We start from the raw sequence: 16,222 nt of genomic DNA, 5'->3' as shown, positions 1-16,222 counted from the left end.
CTCTTACCTCACTTCATGGATCGAACGAAATTCGTGGCGCGCACGGCGATTTCGGACCACCGGCCCGCCGCGACGTCGGAGGGGTCGACGACGTCGGTCCCCGCCGTGACGGCCACCGCGCCCTGCGCCAGGAACTCCGCGGCGTTGCCCGCATTCACTCCGCCGGAGGGAATCAGCGCCGCGTCGGGGAACGGTCCCCGCAGGTCCCTCAGATATCCCGGGCCGAGGGCGCGGGCGGGGAAGATCTTCACCGCCGCGGCGCCGAGATCCAGGGCCTGCATGACCTCGGTGGGCGTGAAAGCGCCCATCACGACCGGGATGTCGTGGCGGGCGGCGACCTCGGCGACCTCGGCCCGCAGGCCGGGAGTGACCAGGAAGCGGGCGCCGCTGCCGATCGCCTGCTCGGCCTGCTCGCCAGTCAGCACCGTCCCGGCGCCGACCACAGCCTGCTCCGACGCGGCGGCCGCACGCAGCGCCGCGAGGACATCCGGCGTCGTGAAAGTCAGCTCCACCGCGCGGATTCCGGAATCGGAGAGGGTGTCAGCGAGGGCGAGCGGGTCCGGAATCTGCGGCGCACGCACCACCGTCAGCACGCGGTCGGCGCGGATCACGTCCAGGGCGGTGGTCACCGGATCTCCTTGCTGTGCAGGGCCATTGGATAAATCGGACGTGCAGTCCACAGGGCTCGGTCGTCCGATCCCCGGGGACCGATGGACATCGCGGTACCCCCGGCGCAAGCCGCCGCTCCCGCTCTCACCGGATCGGTGGTCCGGTGGCCCTGGGCGTCAGCGCGCATACTTCCCGTCGCGGGTACATGGGCCGCAGTCACCGGGTCTCCCTTCCGGCCATGCGCAGCGCCCGCCCCGCACGCGCACCGGTCGGTACTCCCCCGTCGAGCGCGAACTCTCCGTTGACCAGCACATGCTCGATCCCGCGCGCCTGCTGCTTCGGGTCGTCGAAAGTGGCGGTGTCGGAAATCGTTGCGGGATCGAAGATTACGAGGTCGGCGGCATAGCCGGGCCGAATCAGCCCGCGGTCGCGCAGGCGTAGTCGCTGCGCGGGGCGGCCGGTGAGGTGATTGACGCACTCCTCCAGGCCGAGCACGCCCAGCTCGCGGACGTAATGCCCGAGATAGCGCGGGAAGGTGCCCCAGGCACGCGGATGCGGCCGGGCGCCGACCAGCAGCGCGTCGCTGCCGCCCATATGCCGCGGGTGGCGCATGATGGCGCGCACGTTGTCCTCGTGCCCGACGTGCTGCAGGATCGTCGTCGCCAGCTGGTCGCGCCGCAGCAGATCGAAGAAGATCTCCACGGGCGCAACGTCTTCGGCGGCGCCGATCTCGGCAACGGTCCGGCCGACATGTCCCGCCAGCGCCGGATCGGTGACGCCGCTGATCTGGATGGTCTCCCATTCGACGGTCACACCGTGGCACCCGTCCGAACCGTGAACGTCGACGTCCGAGGCGATGAGCGACCGCTGCTCCGGATCGGCCAGCCGCGCCAGCGCCGCGTCCGGGCCGCCGGACATCGCCCAGCTGGGCAGCAGCGCCGACAGCGTCGTCGCACCGGGCAGATACGGGTAGGTGTCGAGGCTGATATCGCACCCCTCGGCCAGCGCGGCGTCGATCATGGCGAGCAGTTCCGGTGCGCGGCCGCGGTTCACGCCGAAGTTCATCGTGGCGTGCGTCAGGTGCAGCGCACAGCCGGTGGTGCGGGCGAGGCCGATCATTTCGGCGTAGGCCTGCAGTGCCCCGGCGCCGTAGGACCGGGTGTGCGGCGCGTAGAAGCCGCCCGCCTCGGCGACCACGTCGCACAGCGCGGCCAATTCCGCTGTGTCGGCATACATTCCGGGTGTGTAGGTGAGCCCGCTGGACATGCCGACCGCGCCCTCGGCCAGGCCCTGTGCGAGCAGTTCACGCATGCGCGCGATCTCCCAGGGCGTGGCCGGTCGTTGTTCCGCGCCGACGACCAGCAACCGCAGCGTGCCCTGCGGCACCAGGTAGGCGGCGTTGGGCGTGATGCCCTCGTCGAGCCGCTCGAGATACTCGCCGACGCTGCGCCAGGACATGTCCAGATCGGCGGGATTGCCGTTCCACCCGGCGATCTGGCGGCGCAGCACCGCCAGCGCGGCATCGTCGATCGGGGCATAGGACAGGCCGTCCTGGCCGATCACCTCGGTGGTGACGCCCTGGCTGAGCTTCGGCAGATGCTCCGGCTCGGTGAGCAGGTGCAGATCCGAATGCGCGTGCATATCGATGAAACCCGGGGCCAATGCCAGATTTTCGCCGTCGACCACCCGGTCTGCGGTGGCGACCGAACGCGGCGGGGCGACCCCGGCGATGCGGCCGTCACGGACCACCACGTCGCCGCGATACCGTGGTTCGCCGGTTCCGTCCACGACGTCGATATTGCGAATCAGCAAGTCGCCCATGATGTTCCGCCGGATCAGAAGAAGGTGTGCAGGAGATCGACGACCCGGGGCCGCGCGGCATCGGCGTCGTCGATCACCGGGATGAGCCGCCACTTGTCGAAGGCCGTGCAGGGGTGCGACAGACCGAGCCGCACCACACTGCCGACCGGCACATCGCCGCCTCCGGGCCACCGCAGGAAGGTGTGCTGGTCGTTGAGCGCCGACACGTGGGCGCCCGGCGGTACTCCTTCCCCGCCCGAATGCCGTTGCGGTACCGGCAGCCCCTCATCGAACGGCAGGTCCCGCTTCCCGGCGTCGAGCAGCGCCAGTCCCGGCTCCGGCCGCGACACCGCGCGGGCCCAGCCGTGCATGGCCGAGCGCAGCGCGGGTCCGGCGGACGGATCGGCCAGCGGCGAGATGCCGGAGTAGAAGCCGTCGTCGTGAATGAGATAGGCACCCGAGCGCAGCACCACCGTGGTCGGAACACCGTGTGCGCCTTGCTCGTCCGCGAGTCCCGCCAGCCGCTCGACGATCAGGTCCGGATACGCGCTGCCGCCCGCGGTGACGATCGCGGGTCGCTCGTACCGGCCGGAGAGCTCGCGGTGCAGCCGAGCCAGTTCGTCGAGGTAGCCGCGCACGGCGGCGACGGCGCCGTCGGTGCGATCGTGCGCGAGAGCGCCCTCGTATCCCCCGACGCCCGCCAGCTCCAGGCGCTCCGAGCGGACGATGGCCGCCGCCACGTCCAGCGCCTCCTCGACGCTGCGCGCGCCGGTGCGACCGTGCGGGCCGCCCAGCTCGACCAGAACCGGCAGCCGCGTGCCCTCGGGCAGATGACGCTCCATCTGCCGCACGGTCGCCACGCTGTCGGCCCAGCTGAGGAATTCGAAATCCGGATCGCGGCGCAATTGCTCCGCCGCCCAGCGCAATCCGACCGGATCGACCAGCGCGTTGGCGAGCAGTATCCGCGTCAGCCCGAACGCGCGCCCGACCTGCGCCTGCCATCCGGTGGCCAGGGTGATCCCCCACGCACCGGCGGCCAACTGCCCGGCCCACAGCTGCGGGGCCATCGTGGTCTTGCCGTGCGGCGCCAGCCGCACCCCCGCGGCGGCGGCCCACTCGGCCATCACCGCGAGATTCGATTCCAGCGCCGCACGATCCACGGTCAGTACCGGAGTCGCGAACTCATCGAGATACGGTGCCGTGGAAAGGAACTCGCGCGCGGTCATCCCCCACGCGGCCGGCGGCACGGATTTGTGCTCCACCCCCAGCACCCGGTAGCCGAGTTCTGCCACCGCGGCAACATCGATGCCACGCCCGTCCGCAGCGCGCCGTCGACCGTCACCCGCGGGTACAGCCTTCGGCGAGGCATGGCTCGTAGGCGCGACGCTTCCACCCGTATCGGTAGCCACCGCGCTCCCTTCATGCAAGCCATGGCCTTGCCAATCATAGCCTTCATGCATTGCATATTCTGCAATGCATGTTGCGCCTTGTGTTTTCGGTGGTTAGTCTGCACGAGACGCCACCTAGCCGCAAGCATTCGAAGGAGATTGTGTGAGCTGGCCTACGCCGACCACGCCGCGCGCGGTCACCGTCGGCGAAGGACTCGCCGTCCTCGTCGCGCAGCCGGGTCCGCTCGAGGATTCGCCGCTCTTCGAGCGCGCCGCGGGCGGCGCCGAGGTCAATGTCGCCACCGTGCTCGCCCAGCTCGGCGTCGACACCGCCTGGGTCTCGCGGGTCGGCGACGACGGATTCGGCCGATACCTGTTGCGGCACCTGTCCGAACGCGGCGTGCGCACCGACGCCGTCTACACCGATCCGGCCCGGCCTACCGGCATCTACGTGAAGGAGCGCGGCGGCGGGTCCGGCGCGGCCACCGATCTGGCCATCGGCGCCAGCCGGATGCTGTACTACCGGGGCGGATCGGCCGCCAGCGCGCTGTCACCGGCGGACCTGACGGCCTCGGCCGAACTCCTCGACGGCTGCGAGCTGATCCACTTCACCGGCATCACCACCGCGCTGTCGGCCTCGGCCACGGAGCTCACCGACCGCCTGGTCACTCTCCCGCGGCACGGCCGCATGGTCAGCTTCGACCTGAATTATCGTCCGGCACTGTGGATCCGGCGCACCGAATCGGCCACCGACGTGCTCGCCCGGCAGGTGTCCGGAAGCGATATCGCCTTCCTCGGCGCCGACGAGGCCGAGGAGGTGTTCGGCACCGGCGACCCGGCCCGCCTGCGCGAGATGTTCCCGCGCCCAAGGCATCTGGTGGTGAAGAACAGCGGGCATTCGGTCACCGGATTCCTCGGCGACGAACGGCGGGAAGTTCCGGCGCTGCGACTGGCGGTGACCGAGGCCATCGGTGCCGGCGACGCCTTCGCCGGTGGCTACCTGGCCGCGCTACTGCAGGGCCGCCCCCACGAACAGCTGCTGCGTTTCGGGCACCTGTGCGCCGCCGCCGCACTCACCGGCACCGGCGATATCGCCGAGCTGCCGCCCCTTGCGCACCTCGAAAATCGAGCCACCGCACCGGATTCCGAGTGGGCAGCCACCCACTATCCGGCGACCGACCGGGAGAATGCTGTGCTATGAGTGACCTGCTACGAGTGAGCGCAGCGCCCCCACCTCCACCATCGAGTGTGCCGGGATCACCGACCGGCGAGGAGATCGCATGAGTGAGCGGAGCATCGACACAGAGCCCTCGACCGCGCCGGGCCCCAACATCGACAGAGTCGCCGCATGAGCCAAAGCCTGCAACGCGCGCTCGTAATCCTCACCGAGCTCGGCGAGGACCAGAAGACGTTGGACCAGTTGGCGACTCGGCTCGGCGTGCACAAGTCCACGGTGCTGCGCCTGCTGCAGACCATGGAGGCGCAGCGGTTCGTCACGCACGACGCCGACCACCGCTATTCCCTGGGCGCGCGGCTGTTCGAGCTGGCGAACCGGTCGCTGGAGCGCCGCGACGTGCGCACCGTGGCCCGCCGTCATCTGGAGCGGCTCAACGCCGACACGGGTCAGACCGTGCACCTGGCCACCTACGAATCCGGCGAGGCGATCTACATCGACAAGCTCGACGCCATCCAGAGCGTCCGGATGTACTCCCGAGTCGGGCGCCCGGCGCCGCTGCACTGCACGGCCGTCGGCAAGGTGCTCGTCGCCGGGCAGCCGCGCGCGCAGTGGCGATCGGTCGCCGAGCGGCTCGACTACCACCCGTTCACCGACCGCTCCATCCGAACTCCCGAACAGTATCTGTCCGAACTGGAAATCGTTGCGGCCCAGGGCTTCGCCGAGGACCACGAGGAGCATGAGAGCTTCGTCAACTGCATCGCGGTCGGCATTCGCAACGGCACCGGCACCGTGGTATCCGCGCTGTCGGTGTCGGTGCCCGACATGCTGCTCGATCACGATCAGGTACTCGGCCTACTTCCGCGCGTGCGCGTGGCGGCCGACGCCGTATCCGCCGAGCTCGGCTGGAGCCCGAGCCCCGAACTTCGAAAGGCCCACCATGAGTGAGAAAATCGCCGTCCGCACCACCGCCGCGCCCGCCCCCGCGCACACGTTCTCCCAGGGCGTGCGCAAGGGACCCTTCGTCCAGGTGTCCGGCCAGGGCCCGGTCGACCCCGCGACCAGCGACTACCTGTACCCGGGAGACGTTGCGGCACAAACGACCCGGACCCTGGAGAATGTGCGCGCCATCGTCGAGGCGAGCGGCGCCCGCTTCGACGACGTGATGATGCTGCGCGTCTACCTCACCCGGCGCGAGGACTTCGCCGCCATGAACGAGGCCTACGGCAAGTTCGTCGAGGCGCACACCGAGGGCGGCGTACTCCCCAGCCGCACCACGGTTTTCACGGGCCTCCCCCGCGAGGAGATGCTCGTGGAGATCGACGCGTTCGCCGTCACCACTGACTGAGCGGTTCTCAGTGACTCAGGCGTCAGCCAGAATCCCCAGCACCTGCTCGGAGGTGTAGAACGGCTCCAGGCGCTCGCGAATCAGCTTGGCCAGCACGCCGTTTCGCTTGGCGGCCTCGATCACCGCGGGGCCGTAGGCCAGGATCTCCTCGGCGATATCGTCGGGCGTGACGCCCAGTTCGGGCAGCAGACCGGCCAGGGTGTGGTCGCCGTACTTCTCGAAGAACACCTCGACCGACTCGTCGAGCAGCAGCCCGACGTACTCCTTGTTGCGGGTGGTGACCACGATGCGGTGCACGATCAGCGCCAGCTCCCGCAGATCGGCCTGGGTCAGGTAGTCGCGCAGGCCGCTGACGGGCTCGCCCGCGTGCACATCCCAGAACTCCATGGCCGCACCGTGCACCGGCGAATCCCGCAGGGTCTCCCGGACCGCGTTCGTCACCCGCTTCAGCGCGTAGAGCGTGCCCTTCTCGGCCAGGGCGCCGACGCGGCTGCCCTCGGCGGCCTTGCGCGCCGACTTCACCGCGTTCTGCCCGATGGACATCAGCGAATTGACGCCGGGCACCTTGCCCGCGATCTTCTTGTTCGCCTCGAGGATGTCGTCGATCAGCATGTCGGTGAACTTCGCCGCGACCGGACCGGCCGTCGGCGCCTCGCTCAGCCGGTCCAGCAGCCGTTCCTGGGCGTGGTGCATGCCGAGAATCTTCCGCAGCAGCGCCTCGACCGGCTCCCGCTCGACCACGTCGCCGAGGGTATGGCCGTCGTTGGCGGCGATGTGGTCGTACAGCGAGTCCGACAGCACGCCGACCAGATCGCGCACGATCGGACTGTCGCTGCGATCGACCACCTTGCGGACGGTCCGCTTGGCCTGCTCGACGGTCACCACGTCGCGGAAGATGATGGTGTCGGCGACGCCGATCACCGATTCCACATCACGCGCGACCACTTCGGCGAAGCGCTCCCCACTCACCTCCGCGACAATGAAATCCACCTGGGCATCGAGCAGGCGCTCGGCGATCTCCCGCGGCTCGGTCATCGAATCCACCCTCAATCCATTCCTGGCTCACCCGGAATCGTTGCGGCGCACCGACTTCCGGATCCGGTCCAGGCGTTCCCGCGCGGTTTTCTCCCGCGCCTCCCATTGTTCTTCGACGCTGCGGCCCGCCGGCGTCTGCGAATCGAGTTCGCCCATCCCCTGCGCGGTGCCGAAGCGATGCTCGACCTTATCCCGAACTGACTCGAAAGTAGGGACTCCGGAGGCGGAGTATCCGGCAGTCTCGGAAATACCCGTCGGCGGTAGGGGTACCCCGGATACGGGCTCGACCTGCCCGAATGTCCCAGACACCGGCCGATCGGGAGCCGAACCGGTGGTAGACGTCACATCCGGCTGCGCAGCGGCATGACCACGCTGCGCCAGCAGTTCGGCGGCCACCAGATGCAGCTGTTCCAGCCCCGGCCGCCCCGTGGTCGCGGTCACCACGACCGCCAGCAGGTCCTCGTCCGTCAGGCCCGCGAGCAGCGCCGCCATATCACTGGTATCCGACATGGATCCAGGCTACGCACCGGGTGCGAACCGCGGCGGCTGATCGGAGCCCGACGCACTCCGGCCGATGCGGTAATACGTTTTTGCGCGGCCGCCGACATTGCTACCGTGCTCCTCAGCGCACCACGCGCCGCTCGGATCGAGGGAGGTCGATGAATATGGCCGTCACCGGCTGTATTTCGCGTACCCTCATCCGGCCCGCCTGCGCCTGACGGCCGCGGGACCGGATCCTCACCCACGATCTGGAGCATCCATGTCTTCCCAGTCCGCACCCGTCATCGCCGACCTGATCGGCGACCGCGTACTACTGCGCCGCTGGACCGTGGCCGACATCGCCGCCGTCCGCGACGGACACCGCCGCCCGCACTGGGCCGCGGACTTCCCCGCTGACGGCGACCGCGTCATCGCCGACCTGCTCGCCGAGAACCCGGCGTGGACCGGCGAATACGGCCACCGCCTCATCGTCGAACGAGCCAGCGACCTGGTGGTCGGCTCCATCGGACTGTTCTGGCCGCCGCACGACGGCCGCGTCGAAATCGGTTACGGCACAGTGCCTTCCCGCCGCGGTCGCGGATACGCCGCCGAAAGCACCCGGCTCCTGGCCACATTCGCGCTGACCGACCCGCTCGTCCACACCGTCTACGCGAACGTGGAACGAGCCAACCCGGCCTCGATCCGCGTCCTCGAGAAGGCAGGATTCGAACGCTCGACCGAGGAACCCGACGGCGCCACGGAACGCTGGTCCCACACCGGATTCCGGCCAAAAGCATGCCGGAAATGACGTGGAGCGTGGGCCGGACATGACAGGGAGGGTTGCCGGACATGACGGGGAAAGCATGCCGGACATGACCGGGGACGGTGGGCCGGACATGACCGGGGAAGGTGGGCCGTGGGCCGACTATTCTCCGGCTGCTGTGGATGTGTCCGCCAGCACTCCACGCGCCCAGTCCGCGATGACTCCCGTCCAGCCCGGGATCATGATCAGGTCATTGTGCCCAGCGCCGGGATAGATCTTCAGCTGCTTGGGTTCCGCGGCGGCCGCGTACAACGCGCGGCCCATGTCGACCGGCAGTAGTTCGTCGTTGTCGCCGTGCATGATCAGGACCGGCGTACGCACCGAACGGATCCGGCGCAAGCTCGGGAAGGCGTTCGGCACAAAGGGTTTGGGCAGGAACGGGTATACCGCCGTGGCCGCGTCGCGCAGGCCGGTGAAGGTGGACATGAGAACCAGTCCGGCGGGCGGGAATTCGGTGGCCAGCTCGATCATAACGGCGCCGCCGAGCGACTTACCCAGGTAGAACACCCGATTCGGGTCGACTCCCGGCCGCTCCAGCAGCGCCTGCCGTGCCGCCCGCGCATCCAGGTAGCTGCCGTGCTCGCCGGTGCTCCCCTCGCTGCGCCCGTACCCGCGATAGTCGAACACCAGCACGTCGAACCCGGCCGACGCCAGCATGGCCAGCACCGGCGACCGATCCCCGATATTGCCCGCATTGCCGTGCGCGAACAGGATGTGCCCGATCGGCTTCTCAGCCCGCACGAACCACCCGTTCACCCGGACACCGTCCGCGGCCGTGAAGTACAGGTCGTCGTACGCCATGCCGACGTCCGCGGGCGTGATCGCGATCCGCCGCTCGGGCATGAACGTCAGCGCGTTGAGAATGCGCGTGGCGGGATGTCGCATGGGCTCTTTCTACCTCGAGTGAGGCCGCGACTCACGCCCCCGGGATCGATCGTTTGCGCCCTCCGTGCCGCAGCGCACGCCCGCGCCGCCACTCATGTCGCCGGAAAACCGTTTGTCCTTCCACCCGCACCGCGGTTACGGTGCCCGCATGGCTGTCGAGGCTTCCGAGGCGCCCACCGCGTCCTAGCTGTCCCGCTCCGCACCCGGCCGCATGCCACGGCCGGGGCATTCGGCATACCCCGCCCGACAACCGTTCCGAGGTATCTCCGTGCGCGCAGCCACCCTGCGATCCGCCCTTCTCGCCCTGGTCATCCGTCCCGACGTGGGGCGGGATCCGCCCGCCCCATCCGCGTTCCCCCGGCCCGGTCGGCCGACCGGGCTCACCAGCGGAAGACGGGAAGGAAACCCATGTCCAGCTCCATGTTCCGGAAGAAGTCGCGGGCCAATGTCCGGTCCCATCGCGCCCAGTGGTTCGCGAAGGCCGGCACCCCGCAATTGACGCGGTGCCCCAATCCGGCCTGCGGCGCCGTCAAACCACGGCAGGTCGTGTGCCCGGAGTGCGGCCAGTATCGGGGCCGTCAAGTGCTCCGTCCGCGTAACCGCGGCTGATGTCACGCCCGCTCCCGACGATCCGGCCGGGAGCGGGCCACACCGTCACCTCCCGCCGACCGCCTCACCGCCCCGCGAGTCCCGAGGTGGCGATCCCCCGCACGAACGCCTTGTTGGCGAAGGCGTACACGACCAGCATCGGCGCCAGCATCATCAAGGACGCCGCCATGAACACCGGCCAGTGCGCCGTGTACTGCCCCTGCATCCACACCAGCCCGAGGTTGAGCGTGGCAATGCTGTTGCGCTGCAACATGACCAGCGGCCACAGGAAGTCGTTCCACACCGTCACCCAGGTCAGCACCGCGAGCACCATGACGGCGGGTTTGGTGTGCGGCAGCAGCACCCGCCAGTACGTCTGCCAGATGCTGCAGCCGTCGAGAATGGCGGCCTCCTCCAATTCGGTTGGCAGGGTGAGGAAGAACTGCCGCATCAGATAGGTGCCGAAGGCGCTGCCGAACAGCCCGGGCACGATCATCGACAGCGGGCTGTCCACCCAGCCGAAGGTGCGCATGAGGATGAACTGCGGCACGACGGTCACGACCAGCGGCACCATCAGCGTGCCCAGATACGCGAGAAATACGACGTCGCGCCCTTTGAAAGGTAAGCGCGCGAACGCATATCCCGCCAGCGAGCAGAAAAACACCTGTCCCGCGGTCACGCATCCGGCGTAGAGCACGGTATTGAGGAACATCCGCCCGAACGGCACATACTCGAAGACCAGGCGATAGTTCGACCACTGCGGATCCGACGGCACCAGGGCCGTACTCGACACCTCGCCTTGGCTTTTCAGTGATCCCGACAGCGCCCACAGCACCGGCAGCAGCGCGCACCAGCCCATCGCCATCAGCACCGCGTACAGCAGCAAGCCACGTCCGGTGCGTCGGACGATGCTCCGCCTCGCCCTGGAATCCGTTGTGACAGAGTCCTGTTCGCGTACGGCCACGCTCACACCTCCTCGCTCTGGTTGCGACTCAGCCGCAACTGCAGATACGTGAGCGCCAGGAGGATCGCGAACACCACCCAGGCGACCGCGGACGCGTAGCCGAGATCGTTGAAGGCGAAGGCGTTCTGGAACATCATGATGCCGAAGACGTAGGTCCCCGATTCCGGCCCGCCGCCACCGCCGGTGAGCACATAGGCCTGGTCGAAGGCCTGGAACGCGTTGACGACCGAGATCACGAACACGAATCCGAGCGCGGGCCGGATCAGCGGCACCGTCACCGATCGAAACCGCTGCAGCCCGTTCGCGCCGTCGATGCGGGCCGCGTCGTGCAGATCCTCCGGGACGCCCTGCATGGCGGCGAGCAGCACGGCGGCGGCGAAGGGCACGCTCTTCCAGATACTCACCAGGCACAGCGACGCCATCGCCCACCCGGGCTCGATGAGCCAGTGCACCGGCCCGAGCCCGACCCACCCCAGAACGGTGTTGAACACCCCGCCCTCGGTGTTGAACATGAATCCCCAGATGATGGTCATGGCCGCGGTGGACGCGATCAGCGGCATGAACATGATGCTGCGGAACAGCCCGATCCCCCGCACCTTCGTATTCAGCGCAGCCGCCACGGCCAGACTGACGGCAAGCGTCGACCCCACGGTGACGACGGTGAAGACCACGGTGTTGCGCAAGGCCGGATAGAACAGCGGATCCTCGGTGAACATCCGCCGATAGTTGTCCGCCCCGACGAATTCGGGCGGGTCGAACATATTCCAGTGGTGGAAGCTGAGATACAGCGAGAACGCCAGCGGAAACAGCAGGAATACCAGCACGGCAAGCAGATTCGGCGTGATGAAGACCCGCCCGGCCGCGGCCCTGCGGCGGGCCAGCCCCGACCGGCCCCGCCGCGCCGTCCGGTCGCGCGACTCGACGGCGGTCATACCTTGCCTCGCAGTACGCGATTGAGGTCGTCCGCGGGCCCCTCCTTGAACCACGCCGCGGGAGCACCGCCACGCAGCACGCGGTCGGACGACCGGCGGAAAAGGTCATCGAGCTGCGGCCACAACGGAGTCACGGGGAAATGATGCGAGTTGTCCGGGCCACCGGTGAGCACCTCCAGATTGCCGATGCCCCGGTGCGCCTCGAGGAATTCCGGGGAATGCAGCGCCGATTTCAGGGCCGGGACGAACAACCCGGACGCGGCGACGGCCCGCTGCCCCTCCGGCCCGGTCGCGAATTTCACGAACTCCCAGGCCAATTCCTTCTTGGCGCTGGCCGAGGCGATGGCCAGACCGGTGGTTCCGATATCGGACTTCGCGCCCCCACCGTGCCGCCCGACCGGCAGCACGGTGATATCGAAGTCCAGGTCGGACGCGGACAGCAACCCGCTGTACTGCCAGTGCCCGGTCAGCACCATCCCGGCCTTGCCCTGGGTGAACAGGTCCAGCGCCGCCATCGACGCGGACTGGGACTGCAAGTCCGCGGACAGGGGCGCGACCTTGTGCCGCACCGAAAGATCGGCGTAGAACTGATAACCCTCGATGAAGAGATCGTCATCGATATTCGCCCGCGTCGGATCGACCGGCGGACTGAACGCCTCGACGCCGCTGCTGTTCATCCCGAAGAATGCCGCCGACCATCGCGGCACCGGCCACGCGTCGACCAATCCCCACTGCGTGGTCCGCCCGCTTCCGTCCCGCTTGGTCAAAGCCTTGGCGGCATCGAGGAATTCGGCGAAGGTCCAGGCGTCCTCCCAGCGCCCCGGCGGCGGTTTCACCCCGGCCTCGTCGAACAGCGCACGGTTGTAATAGAGGAAGATCCCCGCCCACTGTTCGGGCAGTACGTATTGCCCGTCCCGGAATCGGAACGTCTCCAGCAGGCTGGGCACGGCATCCGCGCGCAGCTGCGCCGCGTACTGCGGATCCTGATCCAGGAAGACGTTCAGATCCTGCAGCACGCCCAATTCGGCGAAGCGCGAATACGATTCCCATTGCATCAGAATGTCCGGGCACTTGCCGCCGGCGCAGTAGGTGATGATCTGCTGCTGCGGGTCCGGCCCCGACATCTGCACCCGGATCTTGATATCCGGCCGCACCTTCGCGAACTCCTCGATGAGCCGCAGCCGCACCTTCGCCTCGCTCGGCGACGCCTGGAAGAAGAAGGTCAGCGCGTCCGAATCGTCCGAGCAGCCCGCGAGCCCCGGCACGGCCGCCGCGGCACCCGCCGCCGCGGCACCGCGCAGCAGTGACCGCCGGCTCAGCATTCGATCCTCCCGAAACCGTGCCCTTCGAAACCCGTTGAGACGAAACGTCAATCACGGTAACCGAAGGTGTGCGCGGTCACACCGGGATTCGGCGAAGCAACATCAGGTCCGGTGCTGCGGCAGCCGGGACTGCTGCTCGTTCGCCCCGGGCCCGGCGACCGCCGTCACCTCCGACATATCCGGCGACTGTCCGCACCGATCGCAGGCGGTGGTCACGTGCACCAGCCCACCGCACTCCCGGTGTTCGAACAGGATCGGCGCACCGTCCGGCGCCGCCCACCGGTCGCCCCACTCGGTCAGCGCGATGATGATCAGCCCGAGTTCGCGGCCCTTCGCCGTCAGCACGTACTCGCGGCCTGCCGAGCCGTCCGCGGGCGACCGCAGCTCCATCAGCCCGTCGGCAACGAATCCCTCGAGACGCTTGGCGAGGATATTCGGCGCGATACCGAGGCGCCGCTCGAATTCCGAGAACCGGGTCCGGTCGGTGAAGACGGCGGTGCGGATGATCAGCAGGCTCCAGCGCTCGCCCACGATCTCCAGGGCGCGCGCGGCGGAACAGTTCTCGCGTTCGTACATCCGGCCCAGCACACGTCAATAGTAGCCACAAACCACTTGCGTGATGCAAGTCACCGGCCTACCCTACTTGCATCACGCAAGTTGTCATCGAAGGAGTAACCATGGCACTTCCGCAGATCGTCTCGCAGGACGAATGGCTCACGGCGAGAAAGGAATTGCTGCAGCGGGAGAAGGAACTCGCCCGCGCCCGCGATACGTTGAATGCCGACCGGCGGCGGCTGCCGATGGTCCGGATCGACAAGGACTACCGGTTCGCCGGGCCCGACGGCGAGGTCGGCCTGCTCGACCTGTTCGGCGACCGGCCGCAGCTCATCGTCCAGCACCTCATGTTCGACCCGGCCTGGGACGGGCCGTGCGGCAGCTGCACCGCCATGGCCGACGGGCTCGGCGAACGCATCCGCGCCCAACTCCGCCTGCGCGGCACGGCCTTCGCCGCGATCTCCCGCGCGCCGTACTCGAAGCTCGCGGCGGTGAGCAAGGACAAGGGCTGGACGTTCCCCTGGTTCTCTTCGCACGACAGCGATTTCAACTACGACTTCCACGTCACGCTCGACCCGGCCGTGCAGCCCGCGTACTACAACTACCGCGACGCCGACGAACTCGTTGCGGCCGGCATGGACTGGATGATCGACTTCGCCGGCGAACAGCCCGGCATCAGCACCTTCCTGCGCGACGGCGACGAGGTCTTCCACACCTATTCGACCTACCACCGCGGCGTCGAGGTCATGATGCCCGCCTACTGGCTGCTGGACCTCACCTCGCTCGGCCGTCAGGAGGAGTGGGAGGAGCCGAAGGGCCGCGCCCCGGAACTTCACGAAGTAGACCCGATCCTCGCCCACTGACATACCGACGGTCCCGCACCTCGAACGTCATCGGCCAGACCCCGATGCTGGATTACCGAGCGCAGCCGACCTCGAGGTCTGCACCACAGCACCGACTCCGTGCACACACGCCGAACCGGCCCCGAGGCTCAGTCCTGCTGCGCGCGTTGCTAGAGTCCGCCCGGTACACGTTCTCAGGGCGGGGTGGAACTCCCCACCGGCGGTAATGGCATCCGGGCCGATCCGGGTGCACGAGCCCGCGAGCGCCACGGTGTCCTCGGATGCCGTGGGTCGAGCAGATCCCGGTGCGATCCCGGAGCCGACGGTCACAGTCCGGATGAAAGAGAACGCGGCATCGGAGCACCCGCGTGCGGGTGACCCCTGTTCGCGTCGCTATGCCCTGGGTGACATAGCGAACAGGAGGAACCATGTCACCCATCTCCCACCGCATCGCCCTCGTCGCCGCCCGCTGGCACGCCGATATCGTCGACCGGGCGGTGGCGTCCTGCCGCACCGGCCTCGCCGCACACGGATTCACCGATATCGACGTCATCGAGGTCCCCGGCGCCTTCGAAATCCCTTTGCGCATCAAGCGTTTGGCGTCCACCGGCCAGTACGCCGCACTAGCGGGCTGCGCCCTGGTGGTCGACGGCGGCATCTACCGGCACGATTTCGTGGCGGCAACCGTCGTGGACGCGCTGATGCGCGTACAACTCGACACCGACGTCCCGGTCTTCTCGGCAGTCCTCACCCCCCACCACTTCCACGAACACGCCGAACACCTGACCTACTTCACCCGCCACTTCGAGACCAAGGGCGCAGAGTTGGCCAACGCCATCGCCGCAACCCTCAATCCAACCGACGTCCCCGCCTGACCCGCCCTGCCGTTCGCGCACCCTTTATTCATTCCCGCACCCCCTGCGAAGTCGTGCAGGGGGTGCGGGAACACGCACGGGGTGCGCGAAGCGTCCGGGCCTTGGCGCTCAGCCGCGCAGGACTGCGCCTACCGAGGCCGAGGCTGCGGCGACGGCGGCGTCGCGGGCGGCGCTCGCCTCGTCTTCGGTGAGGGTGCGGTCGACGGCGCGGAAACGCAGAGCGTAGGTCAGGGACTTGCGGCCCTCGCCCGCCTGGGCGCCCTCGTACACGTCGAACAGCGCGATGTCCTCGAGCAGTTCGCCCGCACCCGTGCGCAGCGCCGACTCCACCGAGGCCGCCGGAACGGTCTCCGCGACGCTCACCGACACGTCCTGCAGCACCGCCGGGAACGCGGAAACCACGGGGGCGGGCCGGGATTCGCGCAGCGGCAGCGCATCCAGGTCGAGCTCGAGGGCGCAGGTGCGCGGCGGCAGATCAGCGCGCTCCAGCACCGCCGGATGCAGTTCGCCCGCACGCCCGACGACCGTGCCGTCGACCACCAACTCCGCGCAGCGCCCCGGATGGAACGGCTGGTACACCGCCGCCCGGCGCTCGATCCGCA

General features: G+C 68.6%; 18 protein-coding genes and 1 riboswitch. Of the genes, 7 read left to right on the top strand and 11 right to left on the bottom strand.

The genetic code is table 11. From position 1 onward, the window contains the following. Positions 1-8: 8 nt before the first annotated feature. From NM1_RS31490 to NM1_RS31480, 3 genes are all read right to left on the bottom strand, one after another. Positions 9-629 (bottom strand): bifunctional 4-hydroxy-2-oxoglutarate aldolase/2-dehydro-3-deoxy-phosphogluconate aldolase, encoded by a 621-nt coding sequence (locus NM1_RS31490; RefSeq protein WP_068028291.1) that lies wholly within the window; start codon positions 627-629, stop codon positions 9-11. A 196-nt stretch (positions 630-825) separates the two neighbouring features. Next, a complete protein-coding gene (locus NM1_RS31485; protein WP_068028289.1) occupies positions 826-2,430 on the bottom strand; it encodes an N-acyl-D-amino-acid deacylase family protein in 1,605 nt (534 codons plus the stop codon). A 14-nt stretch (positions 2,431-2,444) separates the two neighbouring features. Further along, positions 2,445-3,701: a type III PLP-dependent enzyme domain-containing protein gene (locus NM1_RS31480; protein WP_246011349.1), complete on the bottom strand. Its 1,257-nt coding sequence runs from the start codon at positions 3,699-3,701 to the stop codon at positions 2,445-2,447. Between the two features lie 259 nt (positions 3,702-3,960). On the opposite strand from NM1_RS31480, the gene NM1_RS31475 reads away from it, so the two are divergent. From NM1_RS31475 to NM1_RS31465, 3 genes are all read left to right on the top strand, one after another. Further along, a complete protein-coding gene (locus NM1_RS31475; RefSeq protein ID WP_068028286.1) occupies positions 3,961-4,998 on the top strand; it encodes a sugar kinase in 1,038 nt (345 codons plus the stop codon). A gap of 147 nt (positions 4,999-5,145) precedes the next feature. Next, positions 5,146-5,919 carry an IclR family transcriptional regulator gene (locus NM1_RS31470; RefSeq protein WP_068028284.1) on the top strand — a complete coding sequence of 258 codons (774 nt, stop codon included), beginning with the start codon at positions 5,146-5,148 and terminating at the stop codon, positions 5,917-5,919. Next, entirely contained in the window at positions 5,912-6,319 is a 408-nt protein-coding gene (locus NM1_RS31465; protein ID WP_068028281.1) for a RidA family protein, read from the top strand. The genes NM1_RS31470 and NM1_RS31465 overlap by 8 nt, the downstream gene beginning before the upstream one ends. A 15-nt stretch (positions 6,320-6,334) precedes the next feature. Here the strand turns inward: NM1_RS31465 and NM1_RS31460 are convergent, their stop codons facing one another. Then, on the bottom strand, positions 6,335-7,354 hold the full coding sequence (locus tag NM1_RS31460) for a hypothetical protein (RefSeq protein WP_068028427.1): 1,020 nt from the start codon (positions 7,352-7,354) through the stop codon (positions 6,335-6,337). Positions 7,355-7,381: 27 nt separating this feature from the next. Next, entirely contained in the window at positions 7,382-7,864 is a 483-nt protein-coding gene (locus NM1_RS42650; RefSeq protein WP_114699595.1) for a hypothetical protein, read from the bottom strand. Positions 7,865-8,114: 250 nt separating this feature from the next. Here NM1_RS42650 and NM1_RS31450 point away from each other — a divergent pair, with 250 nt between their 5' ends. Further along, positions 8,115-8,642 (top strand): GNAT family N-acetyltransferase, encoded by a 528-nt coding sequence (locus tag NM1_RS31450; RefSeq protein WP_068028279.1) that lies wholly within the window; start codon positions 8,115-8,117, stop codon positions 8,640-8,642. 117 nt (positions 8,643-8,759) lie between these two features. Here NM1_RS31450 and NM1_RS31445 read toward each other — a convergent pair whose 3' ends face one another. Beyond that, the gene (locus tag NM1_RS31445; RefSeq protein ID WP_068028276.1) at positions 8,760-9,542 is read right to left on the bottom strand and encodes an alpha/beta hydrolase; all 783 of its coding nucleotides are present in this window, start codon (positions 9,540-9,542) and stop codon (positions 8,760-8,762) included. Between NM1_RS31445 and rpmF the strand changes: the two genes are divergently transcribed. Continuing rightward, the gene (gene rpmF / locus NM1_RS44710; protein ID WP_373864081.1) at positions 9,534-10,151 is read left to right on the top strand and encodes a 50S ribosomal protein L32; all 618 of its coding nucleotides are present in this window, start codon (positions 9,534-9,536) and stop codon (positions 10,149-10,151) included. The genes NM1_RS31445 and rpmF overlap by 9 nt on opposite strands. Positions 10,152-10,215: 64 nt before the next feature. Here the strand turns inward: rpmF and NM1_RS31440 are convergent, their stop codons facing one another. The 4 genes from NM1_RS31440 to NM1_RS31425 form a co-directional block, all read right to left on the bottom strand. Further along, positions 10,216-10,995: a carbohydrate ABC transporter permease gene (locus NM1_RS31440; RefSeq protein ID WP_084520228.1), complete on the bottom strand. Its 780-nt coding sequence runs from the start codon at positions 10,993-10,995 to the stop codon at positions 10,216-10,218. 101 nt (positions 10,996-11,096) lie between these two features. Then, on the bottom strand, positions 11,097-12,026 hold the full coding sequence (locus NM1_RS31435) for a carbohydrate ABC transporter permease (protein WP_068028273.1): 930 nt from the start codon (positions 12,024-12,026) through the stop codon (positions 11,097-11,099). Next, a complete protein-coding gene (locus tag NM1_RS31430) occupies positions 12,023-13,348 on the bottom strand; it encodes an ABC transporter substrate-binding protein (protein ID WP_068028271.1) in 1,326 nt (441 codons plus the stop codon). The genes NM1_RS31435 and NM1_RS31430 overlap by 4 nt, the downstream gene beginning before the upstream one ends. A gap of 102 nt (positions 13,349-13,450) precedes the next feature. Continuing rightward, on the bottom strand, positions 13,451-13,936 hold the full coding sequence (locus NM1_RS31425; protein WP_084520218.1) for a winged helix-turn-helix transcriptional regulator: 486 nt from the start codon (positions 13,934-13,936) through the stop codon (positions 13,451-13,453). Between the two features lie 89 nt (positions 13,937-14,025). Here NM1_RS31425 and NM1_RS31420 point away from each other — a divergent pair, with 89 nt between their 5' ends. Together NM1_RS31420 and NM1_RS31415 are read left to right on the top strand one after the other, a co-directional pair. Then, complete coding sequence (locus NM1_RS31420) at positions 14,026-14,766, top strand: DUF899 domain-containing protein (protein ID WP_068028270.1); 741 nt, start codon at positions 14,026-14,028, stop codon at positions 14,764-14,766. Positions 14,767-14,931: 165 nt separating this feature from the next. After that, a riboswitch (FMN riboswitch) is annotated at positions 14,932-15,098 on the top strand. Positions 15,099-15,173: 75 nt separating this feature from the next. Further along, positions 15,174-15,620, top strand: a complete 447-nt coding sequence (locus NM1_RS31415; protein WP_068028268.1) for a 6,7-dimethyl-8-ribityllumazine synthase — start codon at positions 15,174-15,176, stop codon at positions 15,618-15,620. Positions 15,621-15,728: 108 nt separating this feature from the next. Here the strand turns inward: NM1_RS31415 and NM1_RS31410 are convergent. Further along, positions 15,729-16,222: phenylalanine--tRNA ligase subunit beta-related protein (locus NM1_RS31410; protein WP_507762184.1), on the bottom strand; the 494-nt coding region annotated here is incomplete at its 5' end.

It is taken from the genome of Nocardia mexicana NBRC 108244 (assembly GCF_001613165.1).
In the GTDB taxonomy this organism is placed as follows: domain Bacteria; phylum Actinomycetota; class Actinomycetes; order Mycobacteriales; family Mycobacteriaceae; genus Nocardia; species Nocardia mexicana.
This window is presented reverse-complemented; position numbering and strand designations above follow the sequence as displayed.